We start from the raw sequence: 23,932 nt of genomic DNA, 5'->3' as shown, positions 1-23,932 counted from the left end.
CAGATTTCCGGAGCCGCCATTTTCATCATGCAGACCTATGACTTCATCATCGTCGGCTCCGGCTCGGCCGGCTCGGTTCTGGCCGACAAACTGTCGGCTTCGGGCCGCTTCTCGGTGCTGGTGCTGGAAGCCGGCGGCAGCGACCGGCGCTTCTACGTGCAGATGCCGCTCGGCTACGGCAAGACCTTCTTCGATCCCACGGTGAACTGGAACTACAAGACCGAGCCGGATCCCGGCCTCGGCGGCAATGTCGACCACTGGCCGCGCGGCAAGCTGCTTGGCGGGTCAAGCTCGATCAACGCCATGGTCTGGATCCGCGGCGCCCGCGAAGACTTCGATGACTGGCGCGCCGCCGGCAATCCCGGCTGGGGCTATGACGATCTGTTGCCGGCCTTCAAGGCGCTCGAGGACAATGAAGCCGGCGCCGACGCATGGCGCGGCAGCGGCGGTCCCCTGCACATCAGCGACACCACCGATGCCGTCCACCCGCTGACGAAGCGCTATCTCACCGCAGGCCAGCAGGCCGGTCTGCCGCTCAATCCCGATTTCAATGGTGCTGCCCAGGAAGGCGTCGGCATCTACCAGATCTCGACCAAGAACGGCCGCCGCATGTCGGCCGCCCGTGCCTTCCTGCGCCCGGCGATGAAGCGCGCCAATGTGCGCGTGGAGACCAAGGCGCTGGCAAGCCGCGTCCTGTTCGAAGGCAAGCGCGCCGTCGGCGTCGAGTATTTGCAGAACGGTCAGACCAGGACGGCCCGCGCCGGCCGCGAAATCATCCTGTCCGCGGGTTCGATCAACTCGCCGCAGCTCATGCAGCTCTCCGGGGTGGGTCCGGCGGCGCTGCTTGAAGGCTTGGGCATCCCGGTCGTGCATGCCAACGAGAATGTCGGCGCCAATCTGCAGGACCATGTCGGCATCAACTACACCTTCAAGGGCAAGCTGCCGACGCTGAACCAGATCCTGCGTCCCTGGTGGGGCAAGCTTTTGGTCGGCATGCAGTACATCCTGACCCGCTCCGGGCCGCTGTCGCTGTCGATGAACCATGGCGGCGGCTTCTTCCGCACCGATCCGGCCTTCTCGCGCCCCAACATGCAGCTCTATTTCCAGGCCTTTTCGACCCTCATCCCGAAGAACGGCGAGCGGCCGATCCTGACGCCGGATCCGTGGCCGGGCTTCTCCATCGGCCTGTCCAACTGCCGGCCATCGAGCCGCGGCGAGATCATGATCCGCTCCAGCAATCCGCTCGATTATCCCAAGATCGTCGCCAACGCCTATTCCACCAATGCCGATGTCGACGAAATGCTGTCGGCGGTGAAATTCGTGCGCAAGATCGCCTCGATGCCCGCCATGGCCGAGATCATCGCCGAAGAGGTGCTGCCCGGTCCGTCGATCCGGTCCGACGCCGACCTGATCACCGATTTCAGGAAACGCTCCGGCACCGTCTATCACCCGGTCTCGACCTGCCGCATGGGACCCGATCCCTCGCGCTCCGTCGTCGATCCGCGCCTCAAGGCGCACGGGCTCGAAGGCTTGCGCATCATAGACGCCTCGATCTTTCCCGACAACATCACCGGCAACACCAACGCCGCCTCTGTCATGACCGGGTGGAAGGGCGCCGAACTGGTTCTGGAGGACCACACATGAAGATCACCGACGTCAAGACCTGGGTTGTCGGCAACCCGCCACCCGGCATCGGCGGCAAGTATTTCATCTTCGTCAAGCTCACCACCGATGGCGGCGTGGTCGGCTATGGCGAGGCCTATAACGCCACCTTCTCCGCCCATGTCACGGCCAAGCTCGTCGAGGACATGGCCGAGCGCTATCTGATCGGCCACGATCCGCACGACATCGAGAACTTCTTCCGCCGCGCCTATTCCTCCGGCTTTACCCAGCGCCCCGACGTGACCGGCATGGGCTGTTTTTCCGCACTCGAAATGGCTTGTTGGGACATCGTCGGCAAGGAAGCCAACAAGCCGGTCTACAAGCTCCTTGGCGGCCAGGTGCACGAGACGCTGCGCTCCTACACCTATCTCTATCCGCACACCGGCAGCGTCCATTCCGAGGACGCGCCGGATGGCAGGAATGTCTATAACGACCCGGAGATGGCGGCGGCTTGCGCGCTCGAATATGTCGAGCAGGGGTTCAATGCCGTCAAGCTCGACCCGGCCGGCCCCTACACCGCCTTCGACGGCCATCAGCCGCGCCTCGTCGACATCGATGTCTCGACCCGCATGATCAAGGCGATCCGCGAGGCGGTCGGCACCCGCGCCGATATCCTGTTCGGCACGCACGGCCAATTCACGGCATCGGGCGCGCTGCGCATGGCGCGCGCCATCGAGCCTTATGATCCGCTGTGGTTCGAGGAGCCGGTGCCGCCCGACATGCCCGAAGTGATGGCGCAGGTCGCCCGCGCGACTTCGATCCCGATCGCCACCGGCGAGCGGCTGACGACCAAATCCGAATTCGCCCGTGTCATCGAGAACCGCGCCGCCACCATCCTGCAGCCGGACCTCGGCCGCTCCGGCGGCATTCTGGAAACCAAGAAGATCGCGGCCATGGCCGAGGCCTATCACATCCAGGTCGCGCCGCACTGCTATTGCGGGCCGATCGTCGGTGCCGCCAACATCCAGCTCGCGGTGACTCTGCCCAACTTCCTGATCCTGGAATCGCTGAAGCAGTGGGACGGTTTCCACGCCACGCTGTTGAAGAAGAAGATCGAATGGCAGGACGGCAATGTCATCCCGTCGAAGGAGCCGGGCCTCGGCGTCGAGCTGAACGAGGCGGTCTGCGACGCCCATCCCTACACCGGCAAGGACCTGCATCTGCAGATGATGCAGACGCCGCTGATGCCGTGAGCGAAAGCTACGCCTTCATCGGCCTTGGCCATCTCGGCGGCAATCTTGCCGCCAGCCTGATCCGCAACGGCTTTGACGTCACCGTCGTCGACCGCGACCCCGCCGCCGTCGAGCGCCTTGTCGCGCTCGGCGCGACGGCCGCCAATAGCCCGGCCGAAGCCGCGGCGCGGGCCGGCAATGCCATCACCTGCCTGCCTTCGCCAAAAGTCAGCGAGGCGGTGCTGGGCGGCCCGGGCGGATTGCTGGAAGGTCTGCCCAGGGGCGGCACCTGGATCGAGATGTCGACCAACGGCCGCGACGAGATTTTGCGGCTGGCCGCCCTCGCCTCGGCCAAGGGGATCGAGACGCTGGAATGCCCGGTCACCGGCGGTGTGCATCTGGCGGCGGTCGGCAAGATCACCGCGCTGGTCGGCGGCGACGCCCCCCTCTACGAGCGTCACCGCCCGGCCATCGAAGCGATGTGCGCCAAGTCGTTCCTGATGGGCCCGATCGGCTCGGCGGCGGTGATCAAGGTTATCACCAACATGCTGGCCTTCATCCATCTGGTCGCCGCCGGCGAGGCGCTGATGCTGGCCAAGCAAGGCGGGCTCGACCTCGCGCAATCCTACCACGCCATCGTCGCGTCTTCAGGCAACAGCTTCGTCCACGAGACCGAAAGCCAGTTGGTGCTGAACGGCTCCTACGATATCGGCTTCACCATGGACCTTGCGCTGAAGGACCTTGGCTTTGCGCTGACCATGGCCGAACAATCCGGCGTGCCGCTCGATCTGGCGTCGCGCGTCAACGCGATCTTCGAGCAAGGCAAGGCGGCTTATGGCGGCGATGCCTGGTCGACCCAGATCGTCAAATTGCTTGAAGATACCGTCGGCACCGACCTGCGCGCGCCGGGCTTTCCGGCCAGGCTGGAAATATGAACTAGCAAATAAATCAAGATGTTGGGCGAGCATCTAGAATCATACGGCAACAACTTGAATCAGAGCTGCAACATCTCGACCGGTTTCTCGGGCGAGAGTTTCGATCGGACTGCATGGCTCGGCGATTGGCGGGAGACACCCCTTCCTTTCGTCATCCTCGGGCTTGACCCGAGGATCCATCCCGTAACATCAAGGCGCTGCAACGGTGCTGATTTCGGCTCCGCCGCACTCTTCGGCCAATATCACGGCATGGATCCCAGTGTCTCCGCGACGGAGCTTCGCTCCTGCTTCGCCCTGGGATGACGACGTTGAGACGCTCCACCGCCGGGCTGTGCCTTGATTCAATATCTCACCAGCAACGCACCAGGCAGGATCTCGAAGGTGGCGGGTATGCGCCCCGGTGACTCGCCGTCTATGTCGACCAGCGCGCCATTCTTCTCGACGTCGCCGAGCGGTTCGACAACCACTTTCCTGCCGCGCAGGATGGTGATCGCTGGATGGTTGCGGTGCCGCCCACCATAGAGCAGGCGGATGTCCCAGATCAGCTTCAGCTTGCCCGCCGCGCGCAGGATGACGATGTCGAACCGTCCATCGGTCAGTTCGGCATCGGGCGCGATCATCATGCCGCCGCCGAAGAATTTGCCATTGGCCACCGCCACCAGCGCCATGCGCGCCTCGACCGGCGTGCCGTCGTCGACTGTGATCCGCACGTCCTGGAAGCGGTAGCGGATGAACTCGACCACGGTGCGCCACAGGAACAGCGCCTTGGCCGACATCCTGCCCTTGCGCTTGTCGGCATTGACGGCGCGATCAGTGGCGCCCGACAGGCCAAGGCTGGCGATGTTGATGAAGTGGCGGCTGGCCAGCGCGCCATGGTCGTCGATATAGCAGATGCGGCCGGCATCGACCGCCCTGGCCTTCGCCCCGGCAATCCGTTCCAGCGTCGCGCCGATCTCCTTCGGCAGGCCGAGCCCGCGCGCGAAGTCGATGCCGGTGCCGCACGGCAGCAGGCCAAGCTCGGTCGTCCTGCCGCCCTCCTCGCGGGCCTGCAGCAAGCCGTCGGCCACCTCGCTCGCCGTGCCGTCGCCGCCGGCCGCGATCACCAGGTCGAAGCCGTTTGCCGCGAGATCGAGCGCCAGCCGCTCGGCGTCGCCTTCGGCCTGCGTCTCGCGCAGTTCGAAATCGCCGAAGTGTTTTTTCAGCGCGGCGGCGACGTCAGGCCAATGCCGTTTCAGCCGGCCGCCGCCGGCAATCGGATTGAGCACCACCCCGACCTTCAAGTTTCGCCCTCCCCGGCGCCGGACCTGGATGCCCGATCCTTTGCCGGCATTCAAACTCGTACCGGCCGGCGGAGCAAGGGCGCGTTCGGCCATGGATGCAAAAAGCGCGGGGCAGGCTGTCTAAGGCCTTCGCGCTTGAACTTCCCTGGCTTCTGGCATTGGTCCCCGATAATCCCGCTATCCACAGGGGCGCGGCCATTCCCCAAACCCCTTACCCGGCGTAAGTTGAACCCATCTCAGGCGGCTACCGATCATCAAGCCGAAAGGCGAAGTGAAAGGCGGATTTCCTGAGGCCCGTACGGCCCGGAACGAGAGCAGGCTTGCTTGTTCAAGGGACGGAAGCCGAGACCTACGGGGCCGCGGAAAGCGTGCCAACGCCGACGGCGGACCGATGCTGCCATGAAGGACGGCAAAAACCTTCGATGGCACGCAGGGCAAAGGCCCGCAAGGGCCAAGACCGGCGTGGTCTGGAACGGATGCTGCTCTCGGGTGGCTTCTGGCAGGACCGTCAAAATCAAGGCCGGCGTGGCGCGACGACTTTACGGAAGTTGCTGCCGCGACCGTGTCCTGATCTGACAGGGAGGCGCTGGGAGAAATCCCGGCGCCGACTGTCTTTTGGCTCTCCCACGCAATTTTTACGGTGTTTCCGGTTGGGGCTGCAACCGGCGGCAAAATCAGCTAACGTTCGACGTCGTCAGAGCCCGTTTGAAAACGCGCTCTGCCGAGTCGGATGGCGTGGTTTTCGAGAACCGAAGCACAGCGGACCTTTGGGTCCGTGAGCACAGTTCTGCTGCGGTGCAGTAGAACGCGGAAGCGCAGAAAACCGCGTCAGGCGGCTGGCAGAGTAGCGTTTACAAATGGGCTCGTAGAAGGGGGATACTTCATGACGCTGATCCAGAAGCTTGCAGTCGCCTACGCGTTCTTGTTCTTCGGCGTCGTGGCCATCGGCTACATTCCGGCCTTCAACGATGCAGACGGCAATCTGTTCGGCCTGTTCTCATTGCAATGGTACGACGACCTGCTGCACGCCTTCTCCGGCGTCTGGGCGTTGGCCGCCGCCTTCATCTCGCATCGCCAGGCGGTGTTCTATTTTAAGCTGTTCGGCTCGGTCTACCTGTTCGACGGCGTGCTCGGGCTGATCACCGGCTCAGGCTGCCTCGATGCCGGTATCTTCATCAACGGCTTCCGCTCCCTCAACGACATCGAATTCCCTGCCCGCTTCTTCGCCAACCTGCCGCACATCGTCATTGGCGGCATCGCCGTCTATATCGGCTTCTGGCTGTCGAAGCGCATCTACGACCACTTCGCCACGGCCTGACGGGCCATGTTCCTGTTCCGCTTGATAAAGCGCATCGTCAAGGCGATCCTCTGGCTGATCGTCATCGTCATCCTGATCCCGATCGCCGGGCTGGCCTATGGCTTCCTGACGACGCCGGCGCTCGACAGGACGCCGCTGCCAGGCATTGCCGACGGCGCGCCGCCCAAGGCACTGGCCGACAAGGTGCGCGCCGAAATCCCCGGCTACCAGCGGCCGGAGGAGTCGACCTTCCTCACCTACCCGGAATGGGCGATCGTCTACGCCGCGCGCGAATATGCCGGTTTCGTCGCCAAGGACCAGCCGAGCGGCTTTCCCTATTGGTCCTACGTCGGCCGCTTCTGGCAAGACTATGCCACGGTGATCCGCGCCAGTTCTCCCTACAAGTTCAACTACGCCAACCACCAGATGCTGGTCATCATCGGCACCAGCCATTCGATCGAGCATATCCTGCAATGGGCCTATGAGAACACGGTCGGTCGCATCACCGAGGCGACGTCAGCCAAGCGCACGGCGGCCGACATCTACCAGGCCAAGGTGGCCGCGGAGTATGCCTCTTTCCTCGATCAGGTGCCGTGGTACCAGTTCCCTTATGCCGAGAAGCGCGCCGGGCTGTTCGCGGTGCAGCCGGCGCCTGGTGACAGTTCCGTCCGCACCAGCGAACGCAAGCTTGCCTTCGGTCTCGCCGACACCATCAAGCAAGGCTATGCCGACCTGATCACCAAGGCGCTTGCCGCGACCTCCGACCCGGCCTTCCTCGATGTCCATGTCTGGGCCAGGGGGCCGGTCGGCGAAGCCACCCGCAACGAGCCCGACACCTTGCTGGAACGCGATTACGGCGCGGACGGCACCGTCTTCGTCACCAGGCGCTACCAGGTGTTCACCGACATGATCCCGCGGCTGATCGACAAGGGAGTCTCCTTTGTCGAGATCGGCGGCAATGACGAGATCATGGTAACGGTGCTGTCGACCGATTCGATCGCCATTCCCGAAGGCATGCGCATCCTTTTCAGCTATCCGCTGCCGGCGGACCCCTCGACGCGCCGCACCGGCATGGTCGTGGCCGTGCGCAAGCTGCATCTGGTGCTGCCGTCGCTGATCAAGGCCGGCGCCAGGCTCGAACACGTCTACGACTACTGAGGCTTTTCAGCCACGCCTGGCCAGGATTGGCGAGCCGTCATGCTCATTCCACAATCGCGGCAAAATCCCGCCTTGTTCGCGCGCAATGGAAGATCGCATGTCGCCTGAAGGCGCGACATGCCTGACTGGGCTGCCGGGGGGCATCTCGAAGGGACGAGACCGTGATCAAGACCGCCCTTGTCGCCATGACCATTGTCGGCTGCGACTGCGACGCCAAGCTGTGCGAATATATCGGCGAGACGCCGGCCAAGTGGTCGACCATCGCCGATTGCGAAGCGGCGATGAAGAGCCAGATCCTGCACGAGCGCAATTTCAATTATCCGCTCGTGTCCGGCATCTGCCGCGCGAAGGGCTCGGCGTCCTCCTCGCACCTGGCCGCGATCGCGTCGGGCCCGGAACTGAAGCCCGCCAGCCGGACCGTCAGGACGGAAAGCCCGCTGCCGCCGGAACTCAGCCATCGGCCGAGCGTCCCGGTCGGTTCGCCCACGACGGCCCTGGACGCGGCCGCTGCCCGACCCGTCGCCTATGAACAGGTGGTCGACGGTGGAACCGGCGTGCTCTACCGCACGAAGAACGGCTACGCCGTGGTCAAGACCGATCTCGGCCGCGCCGCCTCGGCAACCGCCGACGCGGCAAAGCGCTCCGTGAACTGGCTGGCTGGGCTGATGCCGACGGGCCTGTAGGACGGCCTGCGTGCCGTCTACACCGTCCCGCTCAGCGCCTTGATGGCACGGTAGAAGGTCGAGGAAAACAATTCCGCCGGGTCATAGTGCCGCTTTACCTTCAGGAAGGCCGGCAATTCGGGATAGGACGCCAGCAATTCCTTGGCCGTATAGTGCAGCTGGTAGGGCAGGAAGAAGCGCCCGCCATGCTTGATCGTCACGTCGATCAGCGCCCGCGTCAGCGCCCGCATCCTGGCATTGCCATCGGCATCGGCCGGCTGGTTGATGTAGAGCACCAGCGAATAGGCCGGCTCCGGCGCGTAGGTCAGCGCCACGTCCTCCTTGTGGACGATGCGCACCGAGGCGTTGAGCACCGGCAGATCCTGGTTGCGCAGGATCTCGCGCGCTTCCGCGATGAATGGATTATAGCTCGCGCGTGGAATAAAATATTCGTGCAGTATGTCGGTCTCATTCACGAGGTCGTTGAACAGATACGGCACCGAATCGTGCATCGGGTTGTTGCGGGTGACGAGACAGGCCTCGCCCTGGGCAAGCGCCGAGCTACGCGGCACCGTACAACTCTCGAATTTCGGCTCCAGCGTCTTTTCGGTGAACCATTTCAGTTCCTGGAACGCGCTGCCCCATTTGGCCATGTTCATGATCACCCGCTTCAGGCCGACGCCATCGGGTTCGCCAAGCGCCGGCTGGTCGGCCGGCGGCTGCTCCGCCACTCTATCGTAGCGGTAGACGATCATGTCCTCGAGGAAATTGCCCGGCGCCGTCGACAGGTGCCCGTAGAACAGGCCAATGTCCTTGTTCGGCTCCAGCACCTCGGCGAAGAATTTCGGGAAATCGTCGGATTTGATGATCTCGCGCGAGGTGCGGTAGACGGCATTGTCGACGATATCGAGCGTCGCCTCCAGCACCACGCCGAACAGACCGTAGCCGCCGACGACATGTCGGAACAGCTCGATGTTTTCGGTTGGCGAGCAGATGGTCACCGACCCGTCCGCCAGCATCACCCGCATCGAGCGGATGGAGCCGGCTACCGAGCCCGCCTGATGGTCCATGCCATGCGCGTTCACCGACAGCGAGCCGCCGACTGAAAAGATATCGGTCGACTGCATCGCCTTCACCGCGAAGCGCGGATGCAGCATGGTCTGGATGTCGTGCCAGCACGCGCCCGGCTGCAAGGTCATGGTCTTGGCCGCGGCGTCCACCGTAACCTTGTTGAACTTTCTCATATCCAGGACCAGCGCATTGTCGTCGAAAGCATGCCCGCCCATCGAATGGCGGATGGCCGCCAGCGACACTTTCAGCCCGTTGGCGCGCGCGAAGGCGAGCGCCTTGGCGATATGCTCTTCCTCGCTGACCTCGACGACGCCATAGATCGGCGTCCTCGACAGACCGCTGGCATCGTTGATGTCGCCGCCCTTGGCCAGCCAGGGCAGCGACGGATCGAAGGCGGGCGGGCTCCCGATCGGCTTCAGCGGCAGTGCGATGCCGTCTACATCGGCGATGCGTCCGCTGTTCTTCGGCCCTGACGGGCCTCGCGCCAGCCGCGCCACGGTGGTGCCGCCCCACAGCACGGCGCCGCCAAAAACAGCCGCCCCCAGCAGCAGCCGCCGCGACAGGCGCAATCCCTTTTGTTCCTCGGCCATCGGATCCCCCCGCAGCCAAGGAATAGCGCGGCCTTTTGGCAAAAACCATAGCGGCGCTGCCGCAACGGCGTTCCGCCACCGTCGTCGCCTGGCGGTGAGTGTCCAACCCAATGAAAATGGCCGGTTCCCAAGGAACCGGCCAGATTGGATCAAGGGTCTCAAAGTCCGGTCGGCAGTCTCTATGAGGCCTTCTTGATCGACGTCACCATGCCGGTCTTGTCGTCGACGGTCACCGCCACCTTGGCGCCGACCTTCAGTTTCCCGACCGACGCATCGGGCGACAACTGGTAGATCTTGCCGTCGTCGAGGGTGACCGACTTGGTTGTCGGATCGACCGCCTGGATGGTGCCCTGAACGGTCGCGGCATAGGCCGTGCCGAGGAAGGCGAGCAAAGCGGCGGTGGTTGCGAGGGTCTTCTTCATGGATATCACTCCGTGCTGTTTCGGTTTTCCGGTACCGCTTGGGAGAGGGCAGCACCGAACGGCCCGAAACTGGAACGAAACAGCTATCATCGGCAAATCACGTTGGGTGAATTTTCGCAAAGGATATCATAAGCTTAATTCCGACATATTGTCTGCGGCCGACATCATTCCGGGCCGCTTCGGTTCCCCCGGCGAGCGCATTTCCGTTCGCGAAAAGAGTCGTTTAGAGGGATTGTGGCGAGCGGTTGCGATCACGGCGAGGCCGCCGCAATCCGTCTCGAGCAGCATCACGAAACAGACCGCCGAGCCGTTATCGATACACATTTTGTGTCATGGATCAGTTCAGATCGCCAATTGAAATGGAGAAAACTCGCGCTCCGGTTGCAAATCTGGAACGGATGCCGGATGGTGCGCCGTTACCATGAGGGGGCCTTTCCATGAAGCTTGCAGTCCGGTCCATGATGTCCTTGATGATGTTGGCGTGTGCTCCGGGATCGGCCGGCGCGCAAGCCGCGATTCCGAACGATGACAAAGCGCTTATGTTTGCTACGGACGACCCCGAGATGGCGACGGCGACTGCAAAGGCTCTTGCCAGCCTGGATGAGTTCCTGGCCCTGGCCGGAACGCCGCCCTCTGGGACGGACAGGTTCAAATTGAAGGTCGAGGTGCGCGATGGGGATATCAGCGAGCACTTCTGGGTCATCCCGTTCCAGCGCACCGAAACGGGGTTCGTCGGCATATTGGCAAACGAACCGGCAGCTGTGCGCAATGTCGTCCTCGGCCAGGAGATAGAATTCACCAGGGACGATATTTCGGACTGGGGATATAGACACGACGGGCGGCAAGTAGGGAGCTTCACCGTGTGTGTGATGTTCAAGAGGATGTCGAAGGAAGAAGCGGACTACCTGCGCGACAAATCCGGTTACGATTGTTGATCGTTTGCCCAACCGGACTAGCTTGCGCCGATCTTGCGCACCAGTGCCGCGGTCGCCAGCATGGCACCCAGGTCCGAAATCATCGGTGCGACATGGCTGGCGTAGTCGAGCGGCACCGAAATATCAGGTAGCTCGAAAAAATTCTTCGGCTGCGGCAGGAGCAGAAAACCGTCGCTGCCGTTGAGCGCGACACGCGCGGGCTCGTCCGGCCAGGTTTCGCCGAGCCATTTCAGCGCTTGCGCCAGCCGGCCGGTCACCAGCGGCCGCGCCGCCTCGACATTGTTGGTGCGGAACTCGTAGGCGGCGTCGAGCTCCGGCACGCCGGACGGCAGTTCCTGCATCCTGGGCGCGAACATGCCTCGGAAAAAGCCGATCACACCGCTGGCACGTCGCGCCGCGACCAGTATTCCTGGAAACGGCTCGATGGTTTCGAAGGCGACGACGACGCCCTTGAATGTGGTCGCCTTGTTCTTGGTGGCGCCCCCGTCCCATAGGTCGGCTTCGTACAGTTCGAACGCAAATCCGTCATATCGTCCGGAGATGATATCGTCGAAGCGGCTCATGGTGAAACCGCCGACGGTCTCGCGCGGCAATCGGTCAAAAGAATGCGGCGTGACGTCATGCTGGTAGCGCATATCCCCAATGAAGCCGAAGATGATCGGCATCAGCGTCTGGCGAAATGATTGCTGCAGCCTCGCCGCCGGCCTGATCGCCTGGAAATAGAGCACGACCGCCACCACGAAGCCGACCACGTAGAGAAATACGTGCGGCGTCGAGAACCATTGCTCGTTGGGATCGGCGACCTTGTTGAACAGCCACGCAATGAGCGCCACGAAGACGACCGCCAGGCCAACGAACAACGGTGCGCGCCACTTGGCCGCGCGTGCCACCGAGGCCCTTTTCGCTTCGTAGACCTCGATGTCTTTCTTAATGGCTGCGATAGCAGCCGCGCCCGGCATGAAATCCGCTGTCTCCATCGCCAATCCCCGCCGCCAGTGTTGCCGCATGATAGCCATTTTCGCGGGAAAGTCGCCAGCGCTTACCCCTGCCCTGTCGTGGACCTGTCACGCGGTCAGGGCGACGCGTCCACAAGGGAAGCAGGAAAGATCGCGTCCAGCCGGCCCTCGATTTTTTGCCGCATGGGCTCGTCCAATGCCTCGACCGGCAGCAGCCGTTCGTGGTCTCCCGCACGCAAGCGCACAAAGGGATGAAACCAATAGGACGCGACAGCGCCGCGCGTCTCCGCATCGGCGCTGACGTCCACGATGAAAATCCCACCAATCCGCCCCGGCCACGGCTGGCGGGCAAAAGCGGTGCCGAGGAAATCCCCGAGGCCATAAGCAATCACCGTCCCGCCGATCCGCTCCACCGGCTGCACGACATGGGCGTGATGGCCGGCGATCAGACCGACGCCCTGCCCGGCCAGCCTCCGCGCCAGTGCCCGGGTTGCGGCGCGCGGAAAATGCCGGAATTCCCAATCCCAGTGCGGCACGGCACAGAGGAGATCGACCCCAGCACTCGCCTCGCGCGGCCAGCGCGCCGGATCGCCTTCCATCGAGACGCGGTCGGCAAACAGTCTCTCATCGGCGTTGCGCCAGAGCGTGAAAGCGGCGAAGCCGAGAGCGAGCGGCCCGGCAGCGAAGCGTTCGACCGGACCCTTGGCGGCGAGGCCGATGGTGCCGATACCGAGCCGCTTCAACGCCGCGACCGTCGCGTCGAAACCGGCGACGCCCTGGTCGAACACATGATTGTTGGCCAGCGACAGGACCAGTTTTTCGCGCCTGATGCCAACCGCCGCGAGTGCCTCGGCCAGAAAGCGTTCGCTCATCGCATGATGCGTACCGAGCTTTGTCCCCAGCACGGCGCTCGGCCTGTCGACGACAGGGCTTTCGCAATTGCCGATCACCAGGTCGGCCGTGCCCAGCTGCGCCTTGATCGCCGGATCGCAGTCCGGCGCGCTCCGGTTGGCTACCGCCGAGATGTCGCCGATGAAGGCCAGCCGCACCGTCTGTCTCGGTAGCGGGTCCATCAGCGTCCCGGCCGCCGGCGCAAATCCGGTGGCGTCACCGCCGAGCGACGGTTTCAGGAAACGCGGCAGCCAGGACAGTTTGTAGGAGAGCGGATAGTTCGACACGGCACGCCTCATCGTTGGCCTTCTGTAGACCGTCCGCCGGACCGGTTGAAGCGTGCCCGGCAACATTCATGCAACGATGTGGACAGCGTGCCGGCATCGACAGGCGCGGCGGCGCAAATCCGTGTATGGTCGCTGCGGCAAATGGGAGGGAAAAGATGACACGAATAGCAAGCCTGCTGGCATCGGCTTTCATTGTGCTCGTGCCGCTGTCGTCCGCATCGGCGGCCATGCCCGAAGCGGCAACAGCTTTGTTCGAGGCAAGGACCGTGGCCGCGCGCGACGGCGCGCTGTCGACACTGGAAGCGGCCGCGCCGAAAGATCCAGCGTCAGCCTATGCCGCCGGCGCCGGCGAGTTCTTCACCGCGCTGGAACTGCTGGCCAGCGGCCTGCATCGCCATGGGTTTGAGAGCCCGCAATCCTTCATGCTGCCGCTGATGCGGCTGCCGGTACCGGCGAACCCCAATCCCGAGCCGCTGACCTACGAAGAGTTCCGCGCCATACTGGTGGCCTTCCGTGACCGGCTGGCAAAGTCCGCCACCACGCTTGGTTCGGTGCCGGCCGATGCCGATATCGGCATGGTCATCGACCTCACCCATGTCGGCATCGACCTCAACGAGGACGGCACCATCGCACCGGATGAAAGCATGGCGGCGATCATGGCGGCGCTGTCGCGCGGCGGCATCTCCCAGGGCGATACAGCCCCTGCGCTCACCTTCCGCTTCGACCGCGCCGACGGCTATTGGCTGCAAGGCTATGCCGAATTCCTGATGGCGCAGGCCGATTTCTGGCTGGCGCATGATTTCAAGGGCACGTTCGACGGCTCGTTCCACATGCTGTTTCCGCGCGCCAAGCTGCCGTTGCAGGACATCCTCGTGCCGCCGCCAAGCGAGATGGGCTCGAGCATCTTCTCCTCGGAATGGCGCATCGCCGACTTCATCTCGATGGTGCATCTCGTCAACTGGCCGGTTGTCGAACCGGAACGCCGCAAGGCGGCGCGCCAGGAGCTGCTCGAAATGATCCGGCTGTCGCGCGAGGACTGGAAGGCGATCCGCGCCGAGACCGACAATGACCGCGAATGGCTGCCCGGCCCGCAGCAAAAGGGCGAGAACCCGCTCACCGGCCTCGAAGTCGGCGAGGAGCAGGTGCAGGCCTGGCTCGCGACCCTGACGATGGCCGAGGACCTGCTCGAAGGCCGCGCGCTGCTGCCGCACTTCCGCATCACCGGCAAAGGCATCAACATGAAGCGCTTCTTCGACGAGCCTAAACCCTTCGACCTCGTACTCTCGATCACCGGTCCCGGCATCGCGCCTTATCTGGAGAGCGGCAAGATCCTGACCACCGAGGATTTCGACCAGATTCAGCGCGAGTTTGCAGGTGGCGGGTTTTTGACGTTCGCACTGTGGTTCAACTGAGCGGCGCGGACAGCCGAACTTCGACTGGTCCAAAGTAGAGAATCACGGACAGCGCCTAGAAATAGCTCCCTGGCGACGGTGCTCATGGCGGCCGCCTGCACCGACATCAATGGTGCCCTGCCGTCATGGAGCCGTCGACAATAAGAACCGGCGTTGGGGCGCCCGGCCGACAGGCATTTGGCGTGCCTCACTGTCCCGGAAGCGCCGAATCGCCTTTTGCGAGGATTAGCGAAGGCTGTTTCGCTTGACTCGCCCGGCAAAAACAGGCAGCAAAAAAGCCTTGGAAGGGCTGCAATACCGCGTGCATGGTCGTGGACGAGCCTTTTTCGGCACAAAGTCCACGTCTCTCGATTGGTTTTGAGAGGGATTGGTTAACCAACTTTGTCCATATTTTGAAGCAATCGGCAACTAACGACAGGCGCGGCAAACGCGTCGGGGACCACCTGGGATCACTCACAGAATGGTCGTCGCGGCTATCACAGCCGCGGACGTGGGAGCCGATTGGAGCAAGATTGGTTGCATGGCGTTGTTGAGTCGTAAAATTGTCGGGGACAGGCGTTGCAGCGGCGAGACCGCCTTCGAAGCGCCACGTGCCTCATCCTTCACCCCTGAACGGGTTGTCCGCTGGATTGCGGTGCCGGGCGTCAGCGCCGCCGTCGGCCTATGGCTGATCGGCACCATGGCCGGCCTTAGCTCTGTCGGTGCCTCGCTTTCGGTCACGTCGGTCGGCCTGCCGCAGACGCTGTCCATGCCGGGCACGCTCGCTCTCGCCGATCCGCTGAAGCAGCATTTCCTCAGCTCTTCGGCGCCCTTCATGACAGCCAATGCGCATGGCGGCGCGCAGGCGCTGCACGACCATGCCGTACAGTGCGGTGCCAGTTGCTTCAAGCTGGCCGCGATAACCTCCAAGGCGGAGAAATCCGGGCGCCTGGTGGCGCAGGCCAAGCCAACGCCGGCGAAGTCGAAATCGCAGCAGCGCTTCGAACTGATGGAAGCGTCGCTGTCGCCGACAAAGCTTGCCGCTGCCTTCGCCGGCGCGGGAAAGCCTGCGACCGCGGCCAGCACCCATCCAGTGATTTCCAGCGCCACTCCACGGATCACCGAGGCGTCCCTCGTGCCGTCCGTCCAGGTCATGGCCAGCCTGTCCAACGACATGCCGGCTCCGGCGGCGGAACGCTTCGCCCGCGCCGAAACGGGTTCCGTCGTGCAGACCGCGCCGGCGCCGATGGGCTTTGCCCAGTCGGAAACGCCCGACAACGCGCAGCTGGCGCTTGCCCTCGTCGAGTCGATGCCGGTCGAGGACGAAGCTTTCGCCTCGCCGCTGCCGATGACCGAATCCTCCCCCGATGTCGCGGTGGCGCCTGTCGAGACCCAGCAGGAACAGCCGGGCGACGCCGCTTCGCTGCCGAATGCGCTCACCGACGACGTGCCGCTGCCGACCCGTCGCCCGCAATATGACGCGCCGCGGCAACCCCGGGTCGTGGAAGAGGACAAGCCGGCCGCACAGCCCAGGACCTTGGAGCAGAAACCGGCGCCCCAGCCGAAGCCCGTCCAGCAAGCCAGGCAGCCGGCCCGGCAAGGCCGGACCCGTGATGGTGGCGACGTGCTGGCCTATGCCAAGCCGGACACGCCTTCGGGCGGCCTCGGCCAGGCGTTCAGGAACCTGTTCAACGGCCCGAGCGCCGGAAGCGGCGCCGGCCATGGCGTCGCCGTCTATGACATCAGCGCCAAGACCGTCTACATGCCCGACGGCCAGCGGCTCGAGGCGCATTCCGGCCTCGGCGCAATGGTCGACCAGCCGCGCTATGTCCACGTCAAGGATCGTGGCCCGACGCCGCCCAACACCTACAATCTGTCGCTGCGCGAATCCCGCTTCCACGGCGTCGAGGCGATCCGCCTGACCCCGACGAGCGGCGGCAACAAATACAACCGCAACGGCCTGCTCGCGCATACCTACATGCTGCGGGGCGGTCGCGCCGAATCCAATGGCTGCGTCGTCTTCAGGGACTATTCCCGCTTCCTCGCCGCCTTCAAGAAGGGCAAGGTCACCCGCCTCGTCGTGGTGGATCGCCTGAACGGATCGGCGACCCGGGTCGCGTCGAACGGAAGCGGCGCTTGAGATAAGGCGAAACCGTCCGCCACCTCCTGACAGCCTTCTGTCAGGAGCCTGACGCGACCGCCGGCCCGTCCTCATCGCGCTCTTTCCATTTTGGCCGAGAAATCCCATATTCGGGACATGGCCAAATCCCCCGATAAAAGAACGCCGCCGACGGCGAATGAGGACCGCGCCGCGCCGAAGCGGCGCAGCCCGCTGACCGATTTCCTCGACGCCTCGCAACCGCTGCACAAAGGCGGCTTCGCCGAGATGCCGCAGGCCGAATTGTCGGGCACGCCGCTGACCGGCTCGATCGCCGATTGGGCCGAGCAGATCGAGCAGGAGGCTGAACGGGAAGGACGCGCCGCGGGCAAAGGCGGCGGAGCCAAGTCGCCGAAGAAAATACCCGAGCGCTCCGCCGCGCCGGGCCGCACCGCGCGCGGCACCTCGATGGGCGGCGCCGCGTCGGCCCGCGAACGCACGGCGGCCGGCCTCAATCCGGTCGCCGGGCTCGACATCTCGCTGGAAGAAGCCGAGACGATGTCGTCCAGTGGCGTCACCGCCACGGTGGCCGCGCTCTCGGCGCTGATCGAATCCGGCAATCCGCTGCACAAGGACGGCGTGCTGTGGACGCCGCACCGCCCTGCCCGGCCGGAAAAATCCGAAGGCGGCATCGCCATCAAGATGGTGTCGGATTTCGAGCCCGCCGGCGACCAGCCGACCGCCATCAAGGATCTGGTCGAGGGCGTCGACAACAACGACCGCACCCAGGTGCTGCTCGGCGTCACCGGCTCCGGAAAAACCTTCACCATGGCCAAGGTGATCGAGGAGACGCAGCGCCCCGCTCTGATCCTGGCGCCCAACAAGACTCTGGCCGCGCAGCTCTATTCCGAGTTCAAGAAATTCTTCCCCGACAATGCGGTGGAGTATTTCGTCTCCTATTACGATTATTACCAGCCGGAAGCCTACGTTCCGCGCACCGACACCTTCATCGAGAAGGAATCCTCGATCAACGAGCAGATCGACCGCATGCGCCATTCGGCGACGCGTTCGCTGCTCGAGCGCGACGACGTCATCATCGTCGCCTCCGTATCCTGCATCTACGGTATCGGTTCGGTCGAGACCTACACGGCGATGACCTTCCAGATGCAGATCGGCGACCGGCTCGACCAGCGCGCTCTGCTCGCCGACCTCGTTGCCCAGCAGTACAAGCGCCAGGACATCAATTTCGTGCGCGGCTCGTTCCGCGTGCGCGGCGACACGATCGAGATCTTCCCGGCCCACCTTGAGGACCGCGCCTGGCGCATCTCGATGTTCGGCGACGAGATCGAGGCGATCACCGAGTTCGACCCGCTGACCGGCCAGAAGACCGGCGAGTTGAAGAGCGTCAAGATCTACGCCAACTCGCACTATGTGACGCCGCGCCCGACGCTCAACCAGGCGATCAAGTCGATCAAGGAAGAGCTCAAGCACCGGCTGGTGGAACTCGAGCGCGCCGGCCGCCTGCTCGAGGCGCAGCGGCTGGAGCAGCGCTGCCGCTTCGACCTCGAAATGCTGGAAGCCACCGGCTCCTGCGCCGGCATCGAGAACTATTCGCGCTACCTCACCGGCCGCCAGCCGGGCGATCCGCCGCCGACGCTGTTCGAGTACATTCCAGACAATGCGCTGGTCTTCATCGACGAGAGCCACGTCACCGTGCCGCAGATCGGCGGCATGTATCGCGGCGACTTCAGGCGCAAGGCGACGCTGGCCGAATATGGCTTCCGCCTGCCCTCCTGCATGGACAACCGACCGCTGCGCTTCGAGGAATGGGACGCAATGCGGCCGCTCTCGGTTGCCGTTTCGGCGACACCGGGCGGCTGGGAGATGGAACAGGCCGGCGGCGTCTTCGCCGAACAGGTTATCCGCCCGACCGGCCTGATCGATCCGCCGGTCGAGGTGCGCCCGGCCAAGAGCCAGGTCGACGACGTCGTCGGTGAGATCCGCGACACCACCAAGGCGGGATATCGCACACTGGTGACGGTGCTGACCAAGCGCATGGCAGAGGACCTGACCGAATACCTGCACGAGCAGGGCGTGCGCGTGCGTTACATGCACTCCGACATCGACACGCTGGAGCGCATCGAGATCCTGCGCGACCTGCGCCTCGGCGCCTTCGACGTGCTGGTCGGCATCAACCTTTTGCGCGAAGGCCTCGATATTCCCGAATGCGGCTTCGTCGCCATTCTCGACGCTGACAAGGAAGGTTTCCTGCGTTCGGAAACCTCGCTGATCCAGACCATCGGCCGTGCCGCCCGCAATGTCGACGGCAAGGTCATCCTCTACGCGGACCAGGTCACCGGTTCGATGGAGCGGGCGATGGCCGAGACCAACCGGCGCCGCGAGAAGCAGATGGAGTGGAACGCCGCCAACGGCATCACGCCGGAATCGGTCAAGTCGCGCATCTCCGATATTCTGGACTCGGTCTACGAGAAGGACCATGTCCGCGCCGACATCTCGCAGTTCACCGACAGCGCCGGCGCCATGATGGGCAACAATTTCAAGGCCCATCTCGACGCGCTGGACAAGCAGATGCGCGACGCCGCCGCCAATCTCGACTTCGAAAAGGCGGCCCGCATCCGCGACGAGATCAAGCGGCTGCACGAGATGGAATTGTCGATCTCCGACGATCCGCTGGCGCGCGAGGTGGAAGGCCAAAGTCCGGCCTCTGGCCGCGAAAAGGGCAAGCACAACAAGGGCGTGGCCAAGCATCGGACGTTGGAGGAACAGGAACGGTTCCGCAAGCTCGATCAGGCACGCGCCGCCGAAGAGGCAGCCAAGGCCGCCAGGCCGAACCTCTTCCGCAAGCCCGATCTCGACGAGATGGGCGCCGACGGCGCCGTGCCGGTGAAGAAGCCACTGTTCGCCAAGCCGTCACTGGACGATATGGGACCTGGTACCGACATGCCGACGCCGTCAGGCGCGGTGTCGCGGTCGCTGTTCAAGAAGCAGTCGGCGGAAGAAGCGCATGGCTCCGACTTCGGCATCCCCGGCGATGCGACCAAGCCGCTGTTCAAAAAGAACTCGCTCGACGAGATGACGGTGCGTCGCACCGAAAAACCGGTAGAGGGAAAAGTCCCGGCGAAGCCACAGCCAATCTCCCCCGTGGAGGAGATGTCCGGCAGGACAGAGAGGGGCGCGAAGGATCGCGGCGATGCCGACAAGCCTATCGTCCGTCAACGCTCCGGCATCGGCTCCTACGAAGACCAAGGCGACGCCCGCCGCGAAAAGCGCCGGCCGGGCAAGACAGGCAGGCCCGGACGGTAGCAATTCTTCGCGCCCCCGCTGTCCCTCCAATATAGATCAGCTTTTCCTGCCACCTTGCCAGTGGTGGGACGAACCTATACGGGCCTTTCAATTCTGCTCTTCCGCTCCGAAAACCATCAGCCAACTCCCCCATGAAACCCAGAGACATCGCCGCCTACGTCTTCCTGGCTGTCACCTGGGGACTGTCGTTCCTGGTGCTGCTCAAGGTGGTGCATGCCTTTGGCTGGGTCGGCGCGGTCACCTTGCGGGCGCTGATCGCCGGCATCACGCTCTTTCTGCTTGCCGCCGCGACGCGGCGACGGCTGGATTTCAGCGCCGGCTGGCGGCATTTCGCCATGGTCGGCGCGACGACGGTGGCGGCGCAGCTGATCGGCCTGTCCTATGCCACGCCGCGCATCGGCACGGCGATGGCGGCCATCCTGGTTGCCGCCATCCCGCTGTTCTCGATGATCATCGGCCAGCTCTGGGGGCTTGAGCGCATCGCTGTTCGCGGCCTGGCCGGACTGCTGCTCGGCGCTGCCGGCATCATCGTCCTGGTCGGTTTCCCCGCCGTTCCGGTCACCGCATCCTTTGCGATCGGCTGTGCCGCCTCGCTGTTCAGTTCCCTCTCGGCGGCATTCGGCAGCAACTACGCCAATCGCCATTTGCGCTCGGCCGGCTCGCTGGAACTCACCAGCGCCGCCTTCCTGTTCGGCGGCCTGATGACGCTGCCGCTGCTGCTCGCCGTGCCGGTGCCGGCCATGCCGCGCCCTGTCGACTTCCTCTACCTGGCCATACTGGCCTGCGTGATGAGCGCATTGACCTATGTCGTGTATTTCCGGCTGGTGGCCAGCATCGGAGCCACCAGGACCATCAGCGTCGAATTCGCCGTGACCACGATCGCGGTGCTGGCTGGAACGATTGTGCTCGGCGAGTCGCTGACCCTGATCCAGGGCTTCGGCGCGGTGGCAATCATCGGCGGCTGCATACTGGTGCTGGACCCCTTCCCGCGCCGCTTGAAAGCGGCGGCCTTGCCATCAGCCTCGCCTTTGATGTAGCCAGTCGTCACACTCGAACGTCTCGAAAGGAGGGCTCACGTGTTTACGTTCTATCGTCACCATCGTCAGCGTGGCCCGATTTCCGCCCTGCGAGCCAGCTTGCAGGGCTGACCAGGGACGGTCCGGGTTTTCCCGCTTCGATTTTTGGTCTGCCCTTCGTGGTGTGCAACGCCTGGCCTGATGGCCGGCACGCGCACCGTCAAAGTGCATGAGCCGGCATTCCGGCAAGACCAGAGAAATCAAAATGGCCCTGATCAGCTTCAAATCCCTCGGCGTCACCATGAGTGCGCCGCTCTTTTCCAATCTCGACCTCAGCATCGGCAACGGCGACCGGCTCGGCATCGTCGCCGCCAACGGCCGCGGCAAGTCGACCTTGCTCAAATGCCTGACCGGCGAACTGGAACCGACGACAGGCGACATCAGCCGCACGCGCGGTCTGCGTGTCGGCCATGTCGAGCAGTCCGTTGCCCCTGCCCTGCTTGGCCGCACTTTTTACGAGGTTGTGGCTGAGGCGTTACCGCCCGAACAGGCCGACAGCGAGATGTGGCGCGTCGATGTGGTTCTCGATTCGCTTGACGTGCCCGAGCCGATGCGCGGGCGAGAAATGCAGGCACTGAGCGGCGGCTGGCAGCGGCTGGCGCTGATCGCCCGCGTCTGGGTCACCGATCCCGACATGCTTTTGCTCGACGAGCCGACCAACCATCTCGACCTTGCCCGCATCAGCCAATTGGAAACCTGGCTCAACGCGCTGCCGCGCGAGGTGCCCGTCATCATCGCCAGCCATGACCGCGCCTTCCTAGACGCCACCACCAACCGGACGCTGTTCCTGCGCCCGGAACAGTCGCCGGTGTTCTCCCTCCCCTATTCCCGCGCCAGGGAGGCGCTGGACGAGGTTGACGCGTCGACCGAACGAAAGTTCCAGCGCGACATGAAGGTGGCGCAGCAATTGCGCCGGCAGGCGGCCAAGCTCAACAATATCGGCATCAATTCCGGCAGCGACCTGCTGACGGTCAAGACCAAGCAACTCAACCAGCGCGCGGAAAAATTGGAAGAGGCCGCCAATCCGGCTCATCGCGAGAAATCGGCGGGCGCGATCAAACTCGCCAATCGCGGCACCCACGCCAAGGTGCTGATCACGCTTGACGACGTGGCGGTCGAAACGCCCGACGGCACGCTGCTGTTCAGGACCGGCAAGCGCCACATCTGCCAGGGCGACCGCATCGTGCTGCTCGGCCGCAACGGCGTCGGCAAGTCGCGCTTCGTCACCATGATCCGCAACGCCATCCTCGAGCCGGACACGGTGCGGAATGTGAAGGTGACGCCGTCCACCGTGCTCGGCTACAGCGACCAGGCGCTGTCGGGCATCAGCGGCGACGACGCGCCGCTGGCGATGGTCTCGCGCCGTTACGATGTCGGCGAACAGCGCGCCCGCTCGCTGCTTGCCGGCGCCGGCGTGGTCATCGAGATGCAGGAGAAAAAGATCGGTGTTCTGTCGGGCGGCCAGAAGGCACGGCTGATGATGCTGGCGCTCAGGCTCGCCAATCCCAATTTCTATCTGCTCGACGAGCCCACCAACCATCTCGACATAGACGGCCAGGAAGCGCTGGAGGAAGAGTTGCTGAAGCACCAGGCAAGCTGTCTGCTCGCCTCGCACGACCGCTCCTTCATCCGCGCCATCGGCAACCGCTTCTGGCTGATCGAGAAGCGGAAGCTGACCGAAGTCGAGGATCCGGAAAGCTTCTTCCGCGAGGTGGCTGAGGGAACCGGCTGAGCGGCGGGAGATCGGCATGCCTGTAAATTATCTGCTTACAGGCTCTTGATTTGTGTAAGCGATCTGTTTACATATGTCATGATCAAATCGTTCAAGAACAAGGCGCTGTCCGACCTTTTTCAAACCGGAAAAACCGGCAAGATCGATGCCAAGATGCACAAGCGCATCCTTGTTCGGCTTGACCGCCTGGAAGCATCGGAAAAGCCGGAGGAGATGAACCTTCCCGGCTTCGACTTCCATTCGCTGAAAGGCCTCGATCCCATCCGCTACACGGTCCACGTCAATGGTCCGTGGTGCATTACATTTGAATTCGACGGTAACGACGCCGCCCGCGTCGATTTCGAGCAATATCACTGAGGCGGCCAGATTGGAGAAGTTCGACGTATGACCGTGCACGAGCCGACGCGTCCGATCGAGCGTTGCCCCTCCCACCCGGGAGCGCTGCTTGAGGACATTATCCCGGCAACTGGAAAGACCAAGGTGGAGATTGCAAATCTGCTCGGGATATCCCGGCAGCAGCTCTATGACATTATCCGCGAAAGGAAGCCGGTTTCGCCGGCGGTGGCCGCTCGCCTTGGGAAGCTGTTCGGCGACGGCGCCGCGATCTGGCTTCGGATGCAGGCGGCTTTCGATGCCTGGCACGCCGAGCGTGAGGTCGATGTTTCGGCTATTCCCACGCTCAAGGTCGCATAGGGTCTCCTCGGCGACGCCTGAACGAGATGTAAATGCTGACAAAAAATTTTCCGGGCAATCTGTCGGATCGCCCGTTGCGGCCCCGTCCTTGGGATGCCGACACGATGATGCCGGCGCCAAACCAGGGAGAATTCGTCATGTCCGTCCTGTCATCCATCGGCCGCATCGCAACCCGGTATGCCGCGGCGCGCGCCCGTCACCGCAGCGAACGCATCCTGCTGTCGCTGCCTGCCGCGCTGCGCAAGGATATCGGCTTTCCGGAAATCCTCGACACGCGGAACAACCGTTGACGCTCGCCGC

The 23,932-nt window shown here is 63.8% G+C and carries 21 protein-coding genes; 16 read left to right on the top strand and 5 right to left on the bottom strand.

Features of this window, described 5'->3' with window-relative positions:
- Positions 1-27: 27 nt before the first annotated feature.
- The 3 genes from FJ543_RS13590 to FJ543_RS13580 are packed head-to-tail and all read left to right on the top strand — an operon-like array spanning position 28 to position 3,769.
- Complete coding sequence (locus FJ543_RS13590) at positions 28-1,644, top strand: GMC family oxidoreductase N-terminal domain-containing protein (protein WP_140875573.1); 1,617 nt, start codon at positions 28-30, stop codon at positions 1,642-1,644.
- Complete coding sequence (locus FJ543_RS13585) at positions 1,641-2,855, top strand: mandelate racemase/muconate lactonizing enzyme family protein (protein ID WP_015316135.1); 1,215 nt, start codon at positions 1,641-1,643, stop codon at positions 2,853-2,855. Before FJ543_RS13590 ends, FJ543_RS13585 begins: the two co-directional genes overlap by 4 nt.
- Positions 2,852-3,769, top strand: a complete 918-nt coding sequence (locus tag FJ543_RS13580) for an NAD(P)-dependent oxidoreductase (protein WP_140875436.1) — start codon at positions 2,852-2,854, stop codon at positions 3,767-3,769. The genes FJ543_RS13585 and FJ543_RS13580 overlap by 4 nt, the downstream gene beginning before the upstream one ends.
- Positions 3,770-4,110: 341 nt before the next feature.
- Here FJ543_RS13580 and FJ543_RS13575 read toward each other — a convergent pair whose 3' ends face one another.
- Positions 4,111-5,049, bottom strand: coding sequence for a diacylglycerol kinase family protein (locus FJ543_RS13575; protein WP_015316133.1), 939 nt, complete (start codon positions 5,047-5,049; stop codon positions 4,111-4,113).
- Positions 5,050-5,932: 883 nt separating this feature from the next.
- Here FJ543_RS13575 and FJ543_RS13570 point away from each other — a divergent pair.
- From FJ543_RS13570 to FJ543_RS13560, 3 genes are all read left to right on the top strand, one after another.
- Complete coding sequence (locus FJ543_RS13570) at positions 5,933-6,367, top strand: hypothetical protein (protein ID WP_140617720.1); 435 nt, start codon at positions 5,933-5,935, stop codon at positions 6,365-6,367.
- 6 nt (positions 6,368-6,373) lie between these two features.
- On the top strand, positions 6,374-7,504 hold the full coding sequence (locus FJ543_RS13565; protein WP_140617719.1) for a hypothetical protein: 1,131 nt from the start codon (positions 6,374-6,376) through the stop codon (positions 7,502-7,504).
- Positions 7,505-7,665: 161 nt separating this feature from the next.
- Positions 7,666-8,187, top strand: coding sequence for a hypothetical protein (locus FJ543_RS13560; RefSeq protein ID WP_140617718.1), 522 nt, complete (start codon positions 7,666-7,668; stop codon positions 8,185-8,187).
- Positions 8,188-8,204: 17 nt separating this feature from the next.
- Here the strand turns inward: FJ543_RS13560 and FJ543_RS13555 are convergent, their stop codons facing one another.
- Together FJ543_RS13555 and FJ543_RS13550 are read right to left on the bottom strand one after the other, a co-directional pair.
- Positions 8,205-9,827 (bottom strand): FAD-binding oxidoreductase, encoded by a 1,623-nt coding sequence (locus tag FJ543_RS13555; RefSeq protein ID WP_140875434.1) that lies wholly within the window; start codon positions 9,825-9,827, stop codon positions 8,205-8,207.
- Positions 9,828-10,006: 179 nt separating this feature from the next.
- On the bottom strand, positions 10,007-10,249 hold the full coding sequence (locus FJ543_RS13550; RefSeq protein WP_015316128.1) for a DUF1344 domain-containing protein: 243 nt from the start codon (positions 10,247-10,249) through the stop codon (positions 10,007-10,009).
- On the opposite strand from FJ543_RS13550, the gene FJ543_RS13545 reads away from it, so the two are divergent.
- Positions 10,248-10,607 (top strand): hypothetical protein, encoded by a 360-nt coding sequence (locus FJ543_RS13545; RefSeq protein ID WP_140617716.1) that lies wholly within the window; start codon positions 10,248-10,250, stop codon positions 10,605-10,607. The two genes, FJ543_RS13550 and FJ543_RS13545, sit on opposite strands and share 2 nt — an antisense overlap.
- Before the next feature lie 79 nt (positions 10,608-10,686).
- A complete protein-coding gene (locus FJ543_RS13540) occupies positions 10,687-11,184 on the top strand; it encodes a DUF2314 domain-containing protein (protein ID WP_015316127.1) in 498 nt (165 codons plus the stop codon).
- A gap of 17 nt (positions 11,185-11,201) precedes the next feature.
- On the opposite strand, the gene FJ543_RS13535 is transcribed toward FJ543_RS13540, so the two are convergent.
- A complete protein-coding gene (locus FJ543_RS13535; protein ID WP_140875432.1) occupies positions 11,202-12,161 on the bottom strand; it encodes a DUF3137 domain-containing protein in 960 nt (319 codons plus the stop codon).
- A 95-nt stretch (positions 12,162-12,256) separates the two neighbouring features.
- Positions 12,257-13,330 carry a CapA family protein gene (locus tag FJ543_RS13530; RefSeq protein WP_181173966.1) on the bottom strand — a complete coding sequence of 358 codons (1,074 nt, stop codon included), beginning with the start codon at positions 13,328-13,330 and terminating at the stop codon, positions 12,257-12,259.
- 143 nt (positions 13,331-13,473) lie between these two features.
- Here FJ543_RS13530 and FJ543_RS13525 point away from each other — a divergent pair, with 143 nt between their 5' ends.
- From FJ543_RS13525 to FJ543_RS31445, 8 genes are all read left to right on the top strand, one after another.
- A complete protein-coding gene (locus FJ543_RS13525) occupies positions 13,474-14,730 on the top strand; it encodes a hypothetical protein (RefSeq protein WP_015316124.1) in 1,257 nt (418 codons plus the stop codon).
- A gap of 520 nt (positions 14,731-15,250) precedes the next feature.
- Positions 15,251-16,849 carry a DUF2778 domain-containing protein gene (locus tag FJ543_RS13520; protein WP_140875431.1) on the top strand — a complete coding sequence of 533 codons (1,599 nt, stop codon included), beginning with the start codon at positions 15,251-15,253 and terminating at the stop codon, positions 16,847-16,849.
- Positions 16,850-16,966: 117 nt separating this feature from the next.
- Positions 16,967-20,131: an excinuclease ABC subunit UvrB gene (gene uvrB, locus FJ543_RS13515; RefSeq protein WP_140875429.1), complete on the top strand. Its 3,165-nt coding sequence runs from the start codon at positions 16,967-16,969 to the stop codon at positions 20,129-20,131.
- A 131-nt stretch (positions 20,132-20,262) separates the two neighbouring features.
- Positions 20,263-21,168 (top strand): DMT family transporter, encoded by a 906-nt coding sequence (locus FJ543_RS13510; protein WP_140875427.1) that lies wholly within the window; start codon positions 20,263-20,265, stop codon positions 21,166-21,168.
- 244 nt (positions 21,169-21,412) lie between these two features.
- The gene (locus FJ543_RS13505; protein WP_140875425.1) at positions 21,413-22,939 is read left to right on the top strand and encodes an ABC-F family ATP-binding cassette domain-containing protein; all 1,527 of its coding nucleotides are present in this window, start codon (positions 21,413-21,415) and stop codon (positions 22,937-22,939) included.
- Between the two features lie 78 nt (positions 22,940-23,017).
- Positions 23,018-23,296, top strand: coding sequence for a type II toxin-antitoxin system RelE/ParE family toxin (locus FJ543_RS13500; protein ID WP_015316119.1), 279 nt, complete (start codon positions 23,018-23,020; stop codon positions 23,294-23,296).
- 27 nt (positions 23,297-23,323) lie between these two features.
- Positions 23,324-23,632, top strand: coding sequence for a HigA family addiction module antitoxin (locus FJ543_RS13495; protein ID WP_015316118.1), 309 nt, complete (start codon positions 23,324-23,326; stop codon positions 23,630-23,632).
- 32 nt (positions 23,633-23,664) lie between these two features.
- A complete protein-coding gene (locus tag FJ543_RS31445; RefSeq protein WP_015316117.1) occupies positions 23,665-23,922 on the top strand; it encodes a hypothetical protein in 258 nt (85 codons plus the stop codon).
- Positions 23,923-23,932: the final 10 nt, after the last annotated feature.

Source organism: Mesorhizobium sp. B2-5-7 (assembly GCF_006440875.1).
Lineage (GTDB): Bacteria > Pseudomonadota > Alphaproteobacteria > Rhizobiales > Rhizobiaceae > Mesorhizobium > Mesorhizobium australicum.
Note: the sequence above shows the minus strand (reverse complement) of the source record. Positions and strands in the feature narration are given on the sequence as shown.

Excerpts from the sequence above, each read along its gene's own strand:
- FJ543_RS31445 (WP_015316117.1), top strand. The coding sequence starts at position 23,665 with ATGCTGACAAAAAATTTTCCGGGCAATCTGTCGGATCGCCCGTTGCGG.
- FJ543_RS13525 (WP_015316124.1), top strand. The coding sequence starts at position 13,474 with ATGACACGAATAGCAAGCCTGCTGGCATCGGCTTTCATTGTGCTCGTG.
- FJ543_RS13540 (WP_015316127.1), top strand. The coding sequence starts at position 10,687 with ATGAAGCTTGCAGTCCGGTCCATGATGTCCTTGATGATGTTGGCGTGT.
- FJ543_RS13520 (WP_140875431.1), top strand. The coding sequence starts at position 15,251 with ATGGCGTTGTTGAGTCGTAAAATTGTCGGGGACAGGCGTTGCAGCGGC.
- FJ543_RS13545 (WP_140617716.1), top strand. The coding sequence starts at position 10,248 with ATGGATATCACTCCGTGCTGTTTCGGTTTTCCGGTACCGCTTGGGAGA.
- FJ543_RS13505 (WP_140875425.1), top strand. The coding sequence starts at position 21,413 with ATGGCCCTGATCAGCTTCAAATCCCTCGGCGTCACCATGAGTGCGCCG.
- FJ543_RS13590 (WP_140875573.1), top strand. The coding sequence starts at position 28 with ATGCAGACCTATGACTTCATCATCGTCGGCTCCGGCTCGGCCGGCTCG.
- FJ543_RS13565 (WP_140617719.1), top strand. The coding sequence starts at position 6,374 with ATGTTCCTGTTCCGCTTGATAAAGCGCATCGTCAAGGCGATCCTCTGG.
- FJ543_RS13495 (WP_015316118.1), top strand. The coding sequence starts at position 23,324 with ATGACCGTGCACGAGCCGACGCGTCCGATCGAGCGTTGCCCCTCCCAC.
- FJ543_RS13500 (WP_015316119.1), top strand. The coding sequence starts at position 23,018 with ATGATCAAATCGTTCAAGAACAAGGCGCTGTCCGACCTTTTTCAAACC.
- FJ543_RS13570 (WP_140617720.1), top strand. The coding sequence starts at position 5,933 with ATGACGCTGATCCAGAAGCTTGCAGTCGCCTACGCGTTCTTGTTCTTC.
- FJ543_RS13530 (WP_181173966.1), bottom strand. The coding sequence starts at position 13,330 with ATGAGGCGTGCCGTGTCGAACTATCCGCTCTCCTACAAACTGTCCTGG.
- FJ543_RS13510 (WP_140875427.1), top strand. The coding sequence starts at position 20,263 with ATGAAACCCAGAGACATCGCCGCCTACGTCTTCCTGGCTGTCACCTGG.
- FJ543_RS13550 (WP_015316128.1), bottom strand. The coding sequence starts at position 10,249 with ATGAAGAAGACCCTCGCAACCACCGCCGCTTTGCTCGCCTTCCTCGGC.
- FJ543_RS13555 (WP_140875434.1), bottom strand. The coding sequence starts at position 9,827 with ATGGCCGAGGAACAAAAGGGATTGCGCCTGTCGCGGCGGCTGCTGCTG.
- FJ543_RS13585 (WP_015316135.1), top strand. The coding sequence starts at position 1,641 with ATGAAGATCACCGACGTCAAGACCTGGGTTGTCGGCAACCCGCCACCC.
- FJ543_RS13535 (WP_140875432.1), bottom strand. The coding sequence starts at position 12,161 with ATGGAGACAGCGGATTTCATGCCGGGCGCGGCTGCTATCGCAGCCATT.
- uvrB (WP_140875429.1), top strand. The coding sequence starts at position 16,967 with ATGGCCAAATCCCCCGATAAAAGAACGCCGCCGACGGCGAATGAGGAC.